The sequence below is a fragment of the Pantoea sp. SGAir0183 genome, assembly GCF_043545505.1.
The window spans coordinates 1,355,947-1,371,547 of the sequence record NZ_CP028053.1 but is presented as its reverse complement, the minus strand read 5'-3'; the positions used below and the strand labels follow the sequence as shown (position 1 = coordinate 1,371,547).

The following is a 15,601-nucleotide window of genomic DNA, read 5'->3' as shown; positions in this document are numbered from 1 at the left end:
TCCTGTTTAGCGTGTCTTCATGCACGCGCTGTTTGCCACATCTATATCATAGTGTGTCGTAAGGTAATCACTTATGACAACTTGAGCAAGCGCCGATCGCTAGCGATGTTTACCGCTCTCCGTCAACCACAACTGCACCGATGCACGCTGCCACTGAAACTCAGCATAATGCTGTAAACGGGTTGGCAGGGGATCACCGTGAAGCGCCAGTCGATTAAGCATGACAGCCAAATCGGTATCTGCAATCGACCACTCACCAAAAAGGTTTTGCTGCCCTTCCGGTAACAGCCGCTGTACGGCACTTATCAGCTTATCGGCCGCCTGAAGCGCAGCGGGCGTAAGCGGCGCAAAGCGCTCTGCGGCGAACAGCACTTCTGTGGGACGCTCCTGTCTGATCGGCAGCAAATCACTGCGTAGCCAGGCCTGAATCTCCCGGGCGCGCGCGCGTTTCTCGCGATCTTTAGGATAGAGCCGTTCAAATTCTGGCGCGGCAAAGCGCTCTTCAAGGTATTCACAAATGGCTGAGGACTCACTCAGCATAAACTCATCAACCTGTAACGTTGGCACACGGCAGGTCAGTGACAGGCTACGGTAGGTGTCGTCAAGCTGCTGGTTTTGGGATAAATCAATGCGCCTGACGCTAAAAGGGATCCCCTTTTCCGTCAGCGCAACGTAAACCGACATCACATAAGGACTGAAAAACGATGAATCTGACCACAGGGTAATGGAGGGGTAATTCATCTGCTACCTCGATATCGCTGACAGGGGTGCATCATGTTTACCGATTTTTATTTCTGAAAACAACCCGGTGCTGGTCCGATGTTTGCCGCCACCGCACGAAATTACGAAGCGGCTCACGCCAGCCGGGAACGACTCTTCTATGATGAAGTAAGCAAAAAAGAAAAAATCAGACGGAGCCGCACTATGCATATCTTAATGACCGGTGGAACCGGGCTTATTGGCCGCCATCTTATTCCGCAGTTACAGGCGCGTGGTCACACGATCAGCGTGGTGACCCGCGATGTCGTAGCCGCACGGGAAACGCTGGGCGAAAATATCGCCTTCTGGTCTGGCCTCGCACAGCAGCATTCGCTGGATGGGGTGGATGCCGTGATCAACCTGGCCGGTGAACCGATTGCCGATAAACGCTGGACCGAGCCGCATAAGCAGCAACTGTGCGAGAGCCGCTGGCAAATCACAGAACGTATTGCCTCACTCATCAATGCCAGCACCACGCCGCCGCGCGTGTTGATTTCGGGGTCGGCGACCGGCTTTTACGGCAACAGTGGTGAAGTGGTCCTGACCGAAGAGGATCCCGGCCAGAATGAATTTACGCATACGCTCTGTGCCCGTTGGGAACAGCTGGCACTGACGGCACAAAGTGACCGGACGCGCGTCTGCCTGCTGCGCACCGGCGTGGTGCTGGCGCGTGAGGGCGGCGCCCTGAGCAAAATGAAACTGCCGTTCAGGCTCGGCGTCGGTGGCCCGCTCGGCAGCGGTAAACAGTATATGCCGTGGATCCACATCGATGACATGGTCAACGGCATCCTGTGGCTTCTGGATCATGACGACTGCCAGGGCCCGTATAACATGGTCGCGCCCTATGCGGTGCGCAACGAGCAGTTTGCCGCCACGCTGGGCGAGGTCATGCACCGCCCGGCTTTCATGCGCACGCCCGCCAGCGCCATTAAGCTGATGATGGGCGAATCCTCGGTGCTGGTGCTCGGTGGACAACATGTGCTGCCTAAACGGCTGGAGGCCGCAGGGTTTCGCTTCCGCTGGTATGACCTGCATGATGCCTTAAAGGACGTGGTTAAGGGGTAATGCCGGGGGAGCCTGTGGCTCCCCTTCTTCTATTGCGATGTTACTGCGGACCCTGACTTGCGCGCTGTACGTTGCGCGCCATGATGAGGCTGCGGCACACGGATAATAAACGTCAGCACCCCGGCAAAGAGATACAAGCCGGTATAAGCCCACACCACCCCGACGATATCAAAAAACGGCAACAGCATAGAGGCGATGGCCGGCGCGACAAAATTGCTCATCCCCGCTGACAGGTTATAAACCGAGACCGCCGCGCCCTGATGATGCGGCTCCAGCGTGGGAAAGACGGCCGTCATCGGCACAAACGCCGCGACGAAAATCCCCAACATGACGGCCGGAATAAGGGCGACCATGAAGTTATGACCGGCATAAACGGGCAGATAGTAGAATGCCAGACTGGAGAGCGCCATGCCCAGACAGCCAAACCAGCGCACCTGACGGATCCAGCCAATCCGCTCGCCCATGATGCCCCAGAAGATATTGGTGAAGATGGTGACAAAGAAAAACACCGCCCAGATTTGTAACCACTCCGACAAGGTGAAACCCAGCCGATCCACAAACAGCAGCGGCATGATGATGGCAAAACCAAACAGCGACAGCGTATTAATAATGCGGATCAGGCAGGCGTAAAACACATGCTGATTAGTAAACAGGATGGTCACCGCCCGGGACATTTCCGTCATTTTCTCGCGCATCGGTAAGTTCACGCGTGAGCGGTCGACCGGCACATGGCGCAGGCTAAAAAACGCCAGTACGCCACCGCAGGCCACCCAGGCAATCGCCAGCCATAATGTCCCGGTTTCACCAAGAGAGGGAATAATCAGGCTGGGCAGATAGCTTCCTACCACACCAATCCCTACCGAATACATTGCCCAGAACCAGCCCGTCGCCGCCGCGAGGCGTTCACGCGGTAACACCTGGACCAGCAGCATCATAAAAGAATAGATAAACAGCGGATAAGCCAGGCCGCGAATGCCGTAGAACAGCAGCATAAGGGGATAATTACGCAGTCCCAGCCCCAGGCTCATGAACAGGGCATGCATAACAATCCACAAGACAAAACCGATTAACATGGCGCGCTGAGGCGTAATCAGTTCCGCCACCACGCCGGAGGCCCAGGCGGCAAGCGCGACCGCTAAACCGTAACAGGTAAACACCAGCGCCGACTGGCCCGGCGTGAAGCCCATATCGGTGATATGGCGTGACAGAAATGCCATTTCGAAACCGTCTCCTGCCATAAAAATCGCAATGGCGACGAATCCCCAGATCAGCTGTTTGGGCAAGCCAAACCAGTACGCAGTTGCATGCATAACGATGGTCCTTCTCTGTTCGGTTACAGGTGAATCAGGCCAGTGAACGGGTCTGAACTTGTTGGTGATATAGCGCGCGGAATCGTGCCAGACGTTGTTGCAGCACCGCGCGAACTTCGGGGTCCGGCAGATAGCGCGCCTGCACGGACGGTTTGCGGCATACGGTCGCTTCATCACCGCCCGTCGCCAGCCAGGCCAGTCGCGCCGCCCCCAGCGCGCCGGACGCGCTGGCCGGATGCGTCACCACCGGAGAGTCCAGCACATCGGCAATCAGCTGCGCCCACAGGCTGCTGCGTGCGCCGCCACCAGTCAGGCTGAACTGCGTGATGTCCTGCCGTCCGTCGCCCAGAACGGCCAGACCGTCGGCCAGGCCAAACGCGACACCTTCCAGCACCGCGTACCCCATGAGGGCGCGCTGGGTTTCATGGCGCAGGTCATAAAACGCGCCCGTGGCATCAGGGTCGTTATGCGGCGTGCGCTCGCCAGAGAGATAGGGCAGGAAAAGTGGGGCCCGCTGTTTCTGTGTTGGGCTCAGCTCAGCCACGTCCTCAAGCAGTTGATTTTCACTGACCGACAGCAGCTGACATACCCAGCGCAGGCAGCTTGCAGCACTGAGCATGACGCTCATCTGGTGCCAGCGACCAGGCAGCGCATGGCAGAACGCATGCACACCGGACTGCGGATCGGCCCGTAGCCGATCGTTGACCACAAAAATCACGCCGGAGGTCCCAAGGGAAATAAACGCATCGCCAGGGTGGATGGCACCGACGCCGACCGCTGACGTAGCGTTATCGCCACCGCCGCCGGCAACGATCACCGCTGTCGACAGGCCCCATTCGCGGGCAAGGTCAGGTCGCAACGTGCCGCTGACCGCATTGCCCTCCACGATTTCAGGCAGCTGCTCGCGACGCAGCCCTGTCGCGGCCAGTAGCGCGTCTGACCAGTCGCGCGTCGCCACGTCCAGCCATAATGTCCCGGCGGCATCGGAGGGATCCGTCACCCACCGTCCGGTTAACCGCCAGCGCAGGTAATCTTTCGGCAACAACACTTTGCTGATGCGGCTAAAGCAGGCGGGCTCGTGCTGCGCAACCCAGCGCAGTTTGGGTGCCGTAAAGCCCGGCATGATCATGTTGCCGCTGATTTGCATCATCTCGGGATGGTGCTGATGTAGCCAGTTACATTCCGCCGCGCTGCGCGTGTCGTTCCACAAAATACAGGGCCGCAAAATGTCGCCCTGTTCATCCAGCAGCACCGCACCGTGCATCTGGCCGGACAGGCCTATCGCCGTGACAGCCGACCAGGCCTGAGGCGCCTGCTGACGCAGACGCGCCATCACCTGTTGGCAGGCGTGCCACCAGTCATGCGGATGCTGCTCTGCCCAGTGCGGATGCGGCCGCTGCACCTGCAAGGTGGCATGTTCAGATGCCACAATGTCGCCCTGCGCATTCAGGATCAGCGCTTTCAGCTCGGATGTGCCAATATCGATACCCAGGTACATGTCGTTCCCCTATGCCACAGCCAGTTTCTGTTCCGGCTGGGCCAGCCATGTGGTGAGCCCGGCTACGGTAGCGGTGAGGCGTGCATGAAAATCGGCGGAAGTCGCCAGCGCCCCAAACAGGGAAGGCTGCGTCATATAGGTCCGCAACGGATCGGGCTGGGTGAACCACTGCTGAATCACGTCGGGTTGCAGAACACCATCCTGATAGTCGTAAGGCAGTTCGCCCAGCGCCCAGCGCTGCAAAAACAGATAAAACAGGGCCGGTAACACCACGCTGGCCGCAGGTGGCGTTCCGCGCTGATAGCACGCCTGCAAAGTGGGCGTGACCATCGCCGGGATTTTCGACAGGCCATCCGCCGCCACACGCTGGTTGGTGTCTTTGATCCAGGGGTTACTGAAGCGCGACAGTACGACATCGCGGTATTCAGCCAGATTTAAAGGGCTGGGAGACAACGACGGGATGACATCCTGCGAAACATACTCCCGGGCCATCTGATGAATCGCTTTCTGCCGGGTACTTTCGTCGATGTAGCGCAAGCCGATCAGCGTGCCCGCCCAGGCAATCGCGCTATGGGTGGCGTTGAGGATGCGGATCTTGGCTTCTTCCCAGGGCAACACCGACTCCACCAGCTCAACGCCGACCTGCTCCAGCGCCGGACGCCCGGCAATAAAGTCATCCTCAATCACCCACTGGATAAAGGATTCCGCCATCACCGGCACCGCGTCATCTTTACCCGTGGCCGCCAGCACACGTCCGGCAATATCCGCCGTAGGACGCGGTGTGATCCTGTCCACCATGGTATTCGGCGAGGTGGTGTGAGTCCGCACCCAGTCAGCCAGCGCCTCGTTCCCTTGTGCGTTAAGAAACGCCAAAAAGCCCTGGCGGAAACGCTCACCGTTATGGCGCAGATTATCGCAGTTCAGCAAGGTAACGGGGCCGCCGCCGTTCGCGACGCGCGCCGCCAGGATCCGCGCCAGCGCACCATAAAGGGTGCGCGCCTCGCCCTGCAGATCCGCGCGAATATCGGGCTGCTGTAGATCCAGCGCATGTTCCGTCGTCAGGTAGTAACCGGCTTCCGTCACGGTAAAAGAAAGGATCCGGGTGGCGGGATCGGCGCCCTGATGCACCAGGGCGCGAAGCGCCTTATCCCAGGGCAGAATCTTGCGAATCGAGGTAATCGTTTCATAGTCGCGTTCGCCCTGCGGCGTGACCGTTTCCAGCACATACTCGCCGTGCTGCGCAGCCAACTGGGTCAACAGCGGTGACGCATCCTCACGGATGTTCCCCAGCGCAATGTGCCACCGACTGTCCCCTTGCTGCATCAGCCGGTGCAGATACCATGCCTGATGAGCGCGATGAAAAGAGCCTGCCCCAATATGCATCCACACGGATGTTGTCATAGTCACCTCAATAAGCATTTGTCATAACAGAGGGCAATTGCCCGAACGCTGTATGTTAATCAGAGGTTACGAGTATTATCTGTGACAGATCTCACGATAAAAGCAATTGCCCAACACATGAGCTTTTGCCCTGATAGGTTTTTGCCGGCTATACGCGATAAACTAGCGATTCGCTGAGAAGGGAATGCCGTGATGAACAAAGAAGAGAAAAAGCAGGAACTGGCTGCACGCGCCGCCTGGATGTATTACGTGGCCGGGTTAACACAGCAAGAGATTGCCCGGGCGCTGGGACTCTCCAGGCAGGTTGCCCAGCGCCTGATTTCAGGCGCACGCGAAATGGGTATGGTCAGCGTCAAGATTGACCATCCTGTCACGCACTGCCTGCGCCTGTCACACGCGGTGCAGGAAGCCTTTGGCCTGCAGCACTGTCGTGTCGTCCCTTCTGCCGGGCTGGATGACCACGCTATTCAGCAGATGCTGGCGGTCGAAGGCGCAGAGGTTATGTCGCAGTTTATCAACGATGACCAGCCGCAGGTGTTTGGTATCGGTTCGGGTAAAACTCTGCGGGCGATTATTGATGCCCTGCCCTGGGTGGAGCGGCCCCAGCACCAGTGTGTTTCCATGATTGGTGCTATTGCGCGAGACGACTCCGGCACCCGCTATGACGTGCCGCTCAAGCTGTCTGAAAAAATGCAGGGCAAGTATTTCTTTATTCCTGCGCCGCTGTATGCCGATAGTCCGGAAGATAAACAGATGTGGTGCCAACATCAGGTCTATCAACGCGTGGTCAGCCGGGCCTTACAGGCCAGTATGACCTTTCTCGGCATCGGCGAAGTCACACCCGGCTGTCCGCTCCATGCTGAAGGGTTTATCACCGACAGCCAGGTTCAGGCACTCAACGCGCGCGGCGTCGTTGGCGAAATGCTTGGCCACTTTTTCAATCAACAGGGTGAACGTGTGATGGGCGAGACCGATGCGCTGCTCACCAGCGTCACGCTGGAAAGCCGGACAACGCGTCCGATCATCGGTTTTGCAGGCGGCGAGCGCAAATTTGCCGCCATTCGGGCGGCATTAACAGGCGGCTGGATCTCGGGTCTGGTCACGGACGAATCTACCGCCACGCGCCTGTTAAGCGATGGCTCAACAGGCGCGGATCGGCTTACTTAAGAGAACCTTTCAGGAACTGCTGAAGGCGCGGGCTTTTGGGATTGCCGAACAACTCTGTCGGCGGCCCCTGCTCTTCAATCTTACCCTGATGCAGGAAAATTACATGGCTGGAAACGTGACGGGCAAACTCCATTTCATGCGTCACCACCACCATGGTTTTGCCCTCTTCGGCCAGCTTCTGCATGATGCGCAGCACTTCCCCGACCAGTTCCGGGTCAAGGGCAGAAGTTGGCTCATCAAACAACAGCACCTCGGGCTCCATCGCCAGCGCGCGGGCAATCGACACACGTTGCTGCTGGCCGCCTGACAGGTGCACCGGATACTTTGACTGCGCCCGCTCATCAATGCCGACTTTATTCAAATAGGTGACAGCGCGTTCGCGCGCCTGGGCTTTGCTCAGGCCCAGCACCTGAATCGGTGCTTCCATGACATTTTCCAGCACCGTCATGTGGCTCCATAAATTAAAGTGCTGAAACACCATCGTCAGGCGGGTGCGCAGCAGGCGCAACTGCTCTTTGTCGGCCACCTTTAGCTGACCGTCGGTATCACGGACCAGCGAAATGGCGGTGTTATTGACCGTAATGGTGCCTTCGCTCGGTTTTTCGAGGAAGTTAATACAGCGCAAAAAGGTACTTTTCCCTGAGCCGGACGATCCAATAATACTGATGACATCGCCCGCATTAGCATGTAAAGACACGCCTTTTAATACTTCATGTTCACCGTAACGTTTATGCAGTTCGGTGACGCTTAATTTGTTATCAGCCATAGTCTTACTCAATGCGATGAAGAAGGTTTCACATGGGCCAGCCAGCGACGCTCCGCCAGGCGGAACAGGCTAATCAGTGTGTAGGAAATAATCAGGTACAGGACGGCCGCAATGCCAAACGCGGTAAAGGGCTGATACGTTGCCGCGTTGATGTCCCGGGCGATTTTGAGCAAATCAGGCACGGTTGCCGTAAAGGCCAGCGCGGTCGAGTGCAGCATCAATATCACCTCATTGCTGTAAACCGGCAAGGCGGTGCGCAGCGCAGAAGGCAAAATAATGCAGCGATACAGTTTAAACGTTGAGAAACCATACGCGCGCGCGGCTTCAATTTCCCCGTGAGGCACAGCACGAATCGCACCGGCGAAAATCTCCGTCGTATAGGCGCAGGTATTCAGGGTAAACGCCAGTAAGGTACAGTTCAGTCCGCTGCGGAAAAACGCATTCAGCAACTCGGTGCCTTTCACGATCTCCAGCGTATACATGCCGGAATAGAATACCAGCAGTTGAACATACAGCGGCGTACCGCGAAAAACATAGGTAAAGAGCCAGACCGGCAGGCTGATAAAGCGATTCGGCGACACGCGTGCAATCGCCAGCAGTACCGCCATACAGCCGCCCAGCACCACCGAAACAATCAGCAGCCATAGCGTAATCGCCACGCCGGTGAAGCGGTAACCGTCAGTCCAGAGCAGTGATTTCCAGTACTCGTGGATAATCTCAATCATAGCTCTGCCCTCTTCACGCCAACCGTGTAGCGGCGATTGAGCCACCACAGCACACCGTTAGACAGTGTGGTAAACACCAGATAGATCACACCCGCGACGATGGCGAAATAAAACGGCTGCCAGGTGCTCTTGCCCGCCAGCTGCGTGGCTTTAACCACATCTTCCAGCCCCAGCAGCGAGACCAGCGCGGTCGCTTTCAGGATCACCTGCCAGTTATTACCAATCCCGGGCAGCGCATAACGCATCATCGCCGGAAAGAGGATGCGACGGAAAACCTGGGAACCGGTAAAACCAAACGCGGTCGCGGCTTCGATTTGCCCTTTGGGCACGGCCATGAAGGCCCCGCGAAACGTCTCGGTAAAATAGGCCCCGTAGATGAAGCCCAGGGTGATAATGCCCGCGACCATAGGATCGATATCGAACTGCGCCAGACCCAGCGCATCGGTGATGTGGTTCAGCACTATCTGCAGACCGTAGAAGATCAGGAGCATCAGGACGAGATCGGGCACGCCACGAATCAGCGTCGTGTAGCCCTCAAAAATAAGCGACAGCAGGCGATGACGTGACAGCTTCGCGCCTGCGCCAATCAGCCCGAGAATCACCGCCAGCAGCACGGAACTCAGTGCCAGCTCCAGCGTGACCAACGTGCCTTTCAAAATGACATCAGAATAGCCATACAACATGGAAAAGATCCTGTCGTGGGGTGGAAACGGCGCTGAACCCGCCACGTGGGCGGGCAGCGTTGCTTCTGGTAAGGCATCAACCACAACGCAGAGGTTGCCGGGGCCAGTGCGGCCAGGGCAACCAGGCATTATCCGGTCAGGCGATTACCAGAGGCAAAGTCGACAGGTTAGTCACCGTACACGTTGAAATTAAAGTATTTCTTCGCAATTTTGTCGTACGTACCGTCTTTGCGCATGGATTCAAACGCTTTATCAATGGCCGCTTTCAGCTCGGTGTCATCTTTACGTAATCCTATACCGGTACCGACGCCAAAAATCTTGTCATCTTTCACGGCCGGACCGGCAAAAGCGTAGTCTTTACCGACAGGCTGCTTCAGGAAGCCTTCAGCCGCCTGCACTTCATCCTGGAATGCGGCATCAATACGGCCCGCAGTCAGATCCTGGTACACCAGATCCTGGTTCGCATAAGGCGTGACGGTCACACCTTTTGGACGCCAGTACTGGTTAGCATAGGTTTCCTGCGTGGTGCCTTGCAGCACACCGACGTTTTTGCCTTTCAGCGATTCAACCGTCGGCAGAATTTTCGAACCTTTAGGCGCGACTAAACGGGCGTTGGCCGCATAGAGTTTGTCAGAGAAAGCAATCTCTTCCTGACGTTTCGCGGTGATAGAGAGCGAGGAGATAATAGCGTCAATTTTTTTAGCTTTCAGCGACGGAATCAGCGCATCAAAGTCGCTTTCCACATAGGTACATTTGGTCTGAATACGTTTACAGATTTCGTTAGCCAGATCGATATCAAAACCGACTAACTGTCCTTGCGCGTTTTTTGACTCAAACGGCGGGTATGTTGGGTCAGTGCCGACACGAATCGAGGCCGGTACGGCTGCAAAAACGCTGGCCACACTGGACAGGCCCAACATTAAAGAAAGAGCCAGAACACGCTTCTTCATAGATTACCCTCAGCAAATTATTGTTATGTGATGCATGATGTGTGTTTGCAACGAACACTGCCAGTAACCTGTGCACGTTTCGTGCCAGTTATGCAGGTCTGCCGCGCGCCCAGCCCGCCGTTTTTGCCACATAAAGGCTGGGTTTGTGAAAGGAATATATCAGTGAAGTCACAGAGAAAAAGCGATGTTGTGAACTTTTAGTTCATCAAATGCAGGAACAGTGATCGCTCCCGCGCTTTTGCACTAAATAAGTGCACAAGCTGAACCTTATGCACCTTGCCAGCGCACAAACAAATCCTGAGGCAGTTCAATGTCGAACTGATCTATAACCCGGTTAATTGTTTGATCGACCAGTTCGTCAATAGTTGTCGGACGATGATAAAACGCCGGTACCGGCGGCATGATAATCGCCCCTAATTCAGCGGCGGTCGTCATCATCCGCAAGTGGCCAATATGCAGCGGCGTTTCACGTACGCAGAGTACCAGCTTGCGCTGCTCTTTAAGCACTACGTCCGCCGCGCGCGTCAGCAGGGAATCGCTGTAGCTGTGCACAATGCCCGACAGGGTTTTCATTGAACACGGTAAAATCACCATGCCCAGGGTTTTAAACGACCCGGAGGAAATGCTGGCGGCAATGTCGCGCACATCATGAACCACATCGGCCAGCGCCTGAACATCGCGCAGACTGTAGTCACTTTCCAGGCTCAGCGTCTGACGCGCCGCGTGACTGATGACCAGATGGGTTTCCACGTCGCTGACCTGCTGCAAGACCTGCAGTAACCGCACGCCGTAAATCACACCGCTTGCGCCGGAAATACCAATAATGAGTCGTTTCATCGTTCAACCTTGCAGTGGCAAAGTGCACCATAATAGCGCAGCGCGACAAAAAACACAGAGGGCGGGATAAGTCCCGCCCTCTTTTTTTGCATCAGGCCTGATTAGCCTTCGTTATGCAGTTCAAGATTTTCGACTTCGTTCTGCCGCGCAATGGCTTTCGCGTCGTCGTTACGCAGGGATTCCAGATATTCAAGGTAGCCCTGATCCACATCTTTAGTAACGTAAACCCCGTTAAAAACGGAGCACTCGAACTGAACGATATCGGGATTCTCTTCGCGTACGGCTTCGATGAGGTCATTGAGATCCTGGAAAATCAGCGCATCTGCTTTGATAATCTGACGAATCTCTTCGACTTCGCGGCCATGGGCAATCAGCTCAGTGGCGCTCGGCATATCAATGCCGTAGACGTTAGGGAAGCGCACTTCCGGAGCCGCAGAGGCGAGATAAACCTTTTTAGCCCCTGCTTCGCGTGCCATTTCAATAATCTGCTCAGACGTGGTGCCACGCACGATAGAGTCATCGATCAGCAAGACGTTTTTATCGCGGAATTCGGCGCGGTTAGCATTGAGTTTGCGGCGCACGGCGCTGCGGCGCAGCTGCTGACCCGGCATGATAAAGGTACGACCGACATAGCGGTTTTTCACAAATCCCTGGCGGTAAGGCTTATCAAGGATGCGGGCGATTTCCAGTGCCGTATCCATGGAAGTTTCCGGAATCGGAATCACCACATCGATATCCAGATCTTCCCATTCACGGGCAATCTTCTGGCCCAGCTTGGTGCCCATGCGGACGCGCGCGCTGTAGACCGAAATTTTGTCCAGGAAGGAGTCCGGTCGGGCAAAATAGACGTATTCGAACAGGCACGGATTGTTTTTGGGGTTCTCGGCACACTGACGGGTCGAAAGCTGGCCCTGCTCCATGATGTAAACTGCTTCACCCGGCGCGACGTCACGGATGAATTCAAAACCCAGAGTATCCAGCGCGACGCTCTCTGAGGCCACCATATACTCGGTACGGCCATCCGCAATGACGCGTTTGCCCAGCACCAGCGGACGAATCCCGTTAGGATCGCGGAAGGCGACCATGCCGTGGCCGATAATCATCGAGACCACCGCATACGCGCCGCGAACCTGCTGATGCACGGCGGCGATAGCGGCAAAAATGTTGTCGGCTTCCAGCGGATAGTGCTGAAAACGATCCAGTTCCTGCGCAAAGATATTCAGCAGGATCTCTGAGTCTGACGTGGTGTTCACATGACGGCGGCCTTTTTCGAACAGCTGCTTACGCAGCTCATGTGCGTTGGTCAGGTTACCGTTGTGTGCAAGAGAAATCCCGTACGGCGAGTTGACGTAGAACGGTTGCGCTTCAGAAGCGCTGGAGCTGCCCGCTGTAGGATAGCGTGCATGACCAATCCCCATGTTGCCTTGTAAACGCTGCATATGACGGGCTTCGAAAACATCGCTGACCAGGCCGTTGGCCTTACGCAGGCGAAAGCAGTTGAGCGCATCAATCGTACAAATGCCTGCGGCATCCTGCCCACGATGCTGGAGCACCGTTAACGCGTCATAGATAGACTGGTTTACCGGCATGAAACCGGTGATACCGACAATACCGCACATGTTGTCATTTCCTCATTAAGCCGTACGCCCGATGGTCTCACCGGGGCAAAAAACTCGACGTGCTTTTCAGGTAGTCAAAAAACCACCTGATTATAGAACTGAACTCGGGAATAAGTTGAGACTGCTGCCAGTCCGGGCTTTTTGAAAAACCCGTGAATGTATCCAGGAAGAACAGCAAAGCGGCTACAATAAGCACACCACGCAAGGCCCCGAAACAAACGCCTAATACCCGATCGGTTCCCGACAGGCCGGTTTTTTCTACCAGCGAGCCGATAACGTAGTTCACTATCGCCCCCACAATCAGGGTCGCAATGAACAGCACCGCAATGGCGATTCCGTTCCGAACCAGTTCGTCGTCAAAACCTGTAAACCAGACAGCAAGGTAGGCATAGTAATGACTGGCGACAAAAAACGCGCATCCCCAGGTAACAAGAGATAAGGCTTCGCGGACAAACCCTCGAACCAGGCTGACCAAAGCCGAAAAACCAACTACCGCAATAATGACGTAATCAATCCAGATCATGAACTCTTCCAGCGCCAGTGCCATTGCACCCCTGCATCCAGTTCGGGGCGCATTCTAACAGAAAAAGAAAACGTTTGCGTAGGGGTTTTCAGGTTCTGCATCCATAAAAAAGGCGAAGAAAAAAACGAACTTCGCCTGTGAGATTGTTATCCGGTTAACCCGTTGAAAAGCCAGGCTAAACGTTGCCCGCCCCGCTTAACCAGGGCTGATTGTCGCTGCCTGTTATTCTTATCGGCAGCGCCAATCGCGGGTTTAACGCGCGCTGTAGGGTTTAACCACGCCGCTTAGACCCGAGACGTTTTTCAGCTCGCCCACTGCCGCCTGCATTTTCGCTTTAGACGCATCCGGTCCCACATAAATGCGGGTGATTTGTCCCTGCACCGGCGTTGACGGCACCGTATAGGCCCGGTAACCCGACAGGCGCAGCTTCGCGACAATCTCGTTGACCTTGCTGGCGTTCTTCAATGCGCCCAACTGGACAACATACGCCTGTCCCGAGGGTTGCGTCTCTTTCGGTTGCTCTGCCGGGGCCGCTTCCTCGGTGCGCGCTGCCTGCTCGGCCGGCCTGGTTTTTTCAACGGGCTTCGCTTGCTCAACCGGTTTGGTTTTCTCGACCGGTTTGCTCTGCGTCTGTTCTACCGGCTTCGGTTTAGCCTGCTCGGTATGTTTCGGTTTTGTCGTCTCAGCTGGTTTTTCTTTCGCTGTCGTCGAATGTACAGGCGGCGGTGATACGACACTCGGCGCACTGTTTTGCTCGGGCTGCGTGCTGCCCTCTTGCGCCTGTGAGTTGCCCCCGTCAGGATGACTTACCGCACTGCCCGCGCCGGCAGGCGGATGGGCTGGCAGCGACTGGGTGACCGGCGGCACCATTTCGCTGTCCTGCTGGTCGTCCGGTTTCGGGACCAGTGGAATCGCCGCAAACTCTTCTTTATAGTGTTTTTTCTTACCATCCAGCAGCCCCGGCAACACAATCACGCCGATGGCCACCAGAATAACGGTACCGACTAAACGGTTTTGAAACTTACTCGCCACGTCCTCTCTCCGTTTCAATCGATTCCATCACCTGCGCGACGGTCAGGAAAGAGCCGCATACCAGGATGATGTCCTGCGGTTCAGCCTGCTGCCGCGCCTGTTGCCAGGCCTGTTCGACATCTGCGAATGCCCGGGCAGACGTTACGTGTGCCATGAGTTGTTCTGCACTGGCACCGCGCGGGCCGGGCAGCGGCGCGCAGTACCAGAAGTCGACCTGCGGGGCCAGCGCGGACAGCGTCCCGGCGATATCTTTATCATGCAGCATCCCGACCACGGCGTGAACGTGCCCCCGCGTCGGCAAGGCAGCCAGGCGCGATGCCAGGTAGCCTGCTGCATGCGGGTTATGCGCCACATCCAGAATCACGCGAGGCGACTCACTGACGGTCTGAAAGCGCCCGGGTAGCACCGCCAGCGGCAGGCTGGCTCGGATATGTGCGTCGCTGACGTTGAGCCCCGAGGCACGCAGCGCCACCAGCGCCGTTGCCGCATTCGGCAGGGGCACCTGCGGCAGCGGTAGATCGCTCAGTTCACCGTGCGCATCGCGCAGAGACCAGCTTTCTGCCTGCGCATGATAGTGCCAGTCACGGCCAAGCTGAATGAGCTGAGCGCCCTTTTCCCTGGCGACATCGGCAATCGTCACCGGCATAGCAGGTTCACCCACCACCGCAGGTTTACCCTGACGGAATACGCCCGCTTTTTCCCGACCAATGCTGTCGCGATCCGGGCCAAGCCAGTCGGTATGGTCCAGCGCAATACTGGTCACCACCGCGACATCGGCATCCACAATATTCGTTGCGTCCAGCCGCCCACCCAGCCCGACTTCCAGAATGACCACGTCAAGCTTCGCCTGCTGAAACAGGTTAAGCGCCGACAGCGTGCCGAATTCAAAATAGGTCAGGGAGATAGTACCGCGTCCCGCTTCAATATCAGCGAAACTGGCGCTGTGTTGCGCTTCACTCAGCTCCTGTCCCTGCACCCGGACACGCTCCGTGTAACGCACCAGATGCGGCGAGCTGTAAACGCCCACGCGATAGCCCGCGGCCATCAACAGGGTTTCAAGCGTCCGACAGGTAGTGCCTTTACCATTGGTACCGGCAACGGTGAAAACAAAAGGGGCAGGCTTCAGCAGGTCCAGACGTTGCGCCACCTGGCGAATACGGTCCAGGCCCAGTTCAATTGCCTGAGTGTGGAGGTGCTCAAGATAATAAAGCCACGTGGCCAAAGGCGACGTGGCTTGAGGGAGGTGAAGATTGTCCATATGTCCCG

General features: G+C 56.5%; 15 protein-coding genes. 2 read left to right on the top strand and 13 right to left on the bottom strand.

The features are described from left to right. Positions 1 to 99: 99 nt before the first annotated feature. Positions 100 to 741, bottom strand: a complete 642-nt coding sequence (yfcF, locus tag C1N59_RS06600) for a glutathione transferase (protein ID WP_162286771.1) — start codon at positions 739 to 741, stop codon at positions 100 to 102. Positions 742 to 924: 183 nt separating this feature from the next. Here yfcF and C1N59_RS06595 point away from each other — a divergent pair, with 183 nt between their 5' ends. Beyond that, complete coding sequence (locus C1N59_RS06595) at positions 925 to 1,824, top strand: TIGR01777 family oxidoreductase (protein WP_033740657.1); 900 nt, start codon at positions 925 to 927, stop codon at positions 1,822 to 1,824. 29 nt (positions 1,825 to 1,853) lie between these two features. Here the strand turns inward: C1N59_RS06595 and C1N59_RS06590 are convergent, their stop codons facing one another. From C1N59_RS06590 to dalD, 3 genes are read right to left on the bottom strand one after another with little or no spacing between them, the layout of a single operon-like run. Beyond that, positions 1,854 to 3,134, bottom strand: a complete 1,281-nt coding sequence (locus C1N59_RS06590) for an MFS transporter (protein WP_033740658.1) — start codon at positions 3,132 to 3,134, stop codon at positions 1,854 to 1,856. Positions 3,135 to 3,168: 34 nt separating this feature from the next. Then, positions 3,169 to 4,632 carry a xylulokinase gene (xylB, locus tag C1N59_RS06585; RefSeq protein ID WP_033740660.1) on the bottom strand — a complete coding sequence of 488 codons (1,464 nt, stop codon included), beginning with the start codon at positions 4,630 to 4,632 and terminating at the stop codon, positions 3,169 to 3,171. A gap of 9 nt (positions 4,633 to 4,641) precedes the next feature. Beyond that, a complete protein-coding gene (gene dalD, locus C1N59_RS06580) occupies positions 4,642 to 6,033 on the bottom strand; it encodes a D-arabinitol 4-dehydrogenase (protein ID WP_110268193.1) in 1,392 nt (463 codons plus the stop codon). Between the two features lie 192 nt (positions 6,034 to 6,225). Between dalD and C1N59_RS06575 the strand changes: the two genes are divergently transcribed. Next, positions 6,226 to 7,200, top strand: a complete 975-nt coding sequence (locus tag C1N59_RS06575; RefSeq protein WP_205958742.1) for a sugar-binding transcriptional regulator — start codon at positions 6,226 to 6,228, stop codon at positions 7,198 to 7,200. Here C1N59_RS06575 and hisP read toward each other — a convergent pair. The 9 genes from hisP to folC form a co-directional block, all read right to left on the bottom strand. Next, positions 7,193 to 7,966: a histidine ABC transporter ATP-binding protein HisP gene (hisP, locus tag C1N59_RS06570; RefSeq protein WP_033740666.1), complete on the bottom strand. Its 774-nt coding sequence runs from the start codon at positions 7,964 to 7,966 to the stop codon at positions 7,193 to 7,195. The two genes, C1N59_RS06575 and hisP, sit on opposite strands and share 8 nt — an antisense overlap. A gap of 8 nt (positions 7,967 to 7,974) precedes the next feature. Then, positions 7,975 to 8,691, bottom strand: a complete 717-nt coding sequence (locus C1N59_RS06565; RefSeq protein WP_033740667.1) for an ABC transporter permease — start codon at positions 8,689 to 8,691, stop codon at positions 7,975 to 7,977. Further along, positions 8,688 to 9,374: a histidine ABC transporter permease HisQ gene (locus tag C1N59_RS06560; protein WP_033740669.1), complete on the bottom strand. Its 687-nt coding sequence runs from the start codon at positions 9,372 to 9,374 to the stop codon at positions 8,688 to 8,690. Before C1N59_RS06560 ends, C1N59_RS06565 begins: the two co-directional genes overlap by 4 nt. A gap of 167 nt (positions 9,375 to 9,541) precedes the next feature. Beyond that, positions 9,542 to 10,324 carry a lysine/arginine/ornithine ABC transporter substrate-binding protein ArgT gene (gene argT, locus C1N59_RS06555; protein WP_006120054.1) on the bottom strand — a complete coding sequence of 261 codons (783 nt, stop codon included), beginning with the start codon at positions 10,322 to 10,324 and terminating at the stop codon, positions 9,542 to 9,544. Between the two features lie 267 nt (positions 10,325 to 10,591). Then, a complete protein-coding gene (locus C1N59_RS06550; RefSeq protein WP_006120055.1) occupies positions 10,592 to 11,161 on the bottom strand; it encodes a UbiX family flavin prenyltransferase in 570 nt (189 codons plus the stop codon). 101 nt (positions 11,162 to 11,262) lie between these two features. Further along, entirely contained in the window at positions 11,263 to 12,780 is a 1,518-nt protein-coding gene (gene purF / locus C1N59_RS06545) for an amidophosphoribosyltransferase (RefSeq protein ID WP_394550444.1), read from the bottom strand. 37 nt (positions 12,781 to 12,817) lie between these two features. Beyond that, entirely contained in the window at positions 12,818 to 13,303 is a 486-nt protein-coding gene (gene cvpA / locus C1N59_RS06540) for a colicin V production protein (RefSeq protein WP_026021019.1), read from the bottom strand. Positions 13,304 to 13,555: 252 nt separating this feature from the next. Further along, the gene (gene dedD / locus C1N59_RS06535) at positions 13,556 to 14,335 is read right to left on the bottom strand and encodes a cell division protein DedD (RefSeq protein ID WP_033740672.1); all 780 of its coding nucleotides are present in this window, start codon (positions 14,333 to 14,335) and stop codon (positions 13,556 to 13,558) included. Further along, entirely contained in the window at positions 14,325 to 15,593 is a 1,269-nt protein-coding gene (folC, locus tag C1N59_RS06530; protein ID WP_262959319.1) for a bifunctional tetrahydrofolate synthase/dihydrofolate synthase, read from the bottom strand. Before folC ends, dedD begins: the two co-directional genes overlap by 11 nt. Positions 15,594 to 15,601 lie beyond the last annotated feature (8 nt).

Excerpts from the sequence above, each read along its gene's own strand:
- cvpA (WP_026021019.1), bottom strand. The coding sequence starts at position 13,303 with ATGATCTGGATTGATTACGTCATTATTGCGGTAGTTGGTTTTTCGGCT.
- folC (WP_262959319.1), bottom strand. The coding sequence starts at position 15,593 with ATGGACAATCTTCACCTCCCTCAAGCCACGTCGCCTTTGGCCACGTGG.
- argT (WP_006120054.1), bottom strand. The coding sequence starts at position 10,324 with ATGAAGAAGCGTGTTCTGGCTCTTTCTTTAATGTTGGGCCTGTCCAGT.
- xylB (WP_033740660.1), bottom strand. The coding sequence starts at position 4,632 with ATGTACCTGGGTATCGATATTGGCACATCCGAGCTGAAAGCGCTGATC.
- dalD (WP_110268193.1), bottom strand. The coding sequence starts at position 6,033 with ATGACAACATCCGTGTGGATGCATATTGGGGCAGGCTCTTTTCATCGC.
- hisP (WP_033740666.1), bottom strand. The coding sequence starts at position 7,966 with ATGGCTGATAACAAATTAAGCGTCACCGAACTGCATAAACGTTACGGT.
- C1N59_RS06575 (WP_205958742.1), top strand. The coding sequence starts at position 6,226 with ATGAACAAAGAAGAGAAAAAGCAGGAACTGGCTGCACGCGCCGCCTGG.
- yfcF (WP_162286771.1), bottom strand. The coding sequence starts at position 741 with ATGAATTACCCCTCCATTACCCTGTGGTCAGATTCATCGTTTTTCAGT.
- C1N59_RS06595 (WP_033740657.1), top strand. The coding sequence starts at position 925 with ATGCATATCTTAATGACCGGTGGAACCGGGCTTATTGGCCGCCATCTT.
- C1N59_RS06565 (WP_033740667.1), bottom strand. The coding sequence starts at position 8,691 with ATGATTGAGATTATCCACGAGTACTGGAAATCACTGCTCTGGACTGAC.
- C1N59_RS06590 (WP_033740658.1), bottom strand. The coding sequence starts at position 3,134 with ATGCATGCAACTGCGTACTGGTTTGGCTTGCCCAAACAGCTGATCTGG.
- purF (WP_394550444.1), bottom strand. The coding sequence starts at position 12,780 with ATGTGCGGTATTGTCGGTATCACCGGTTTCATGCCGGTAAACCAGTCT.
- C1N59_RS06550 (WP_006120055.1), bottom strand. The coding sequence starts at position 11,161 with ATGAAACGACTCATTATTGGTATTTCCGGCGCAAGCGGTGTGATTTAC.
- C1N59_RS06560 (WP_033740669.1), bottom strand. The coding sequence starts at position 9,374 with ATGTTGTATGGCTATTCTGATGTCATTTTGAAAGGCACGTTGGTCACG.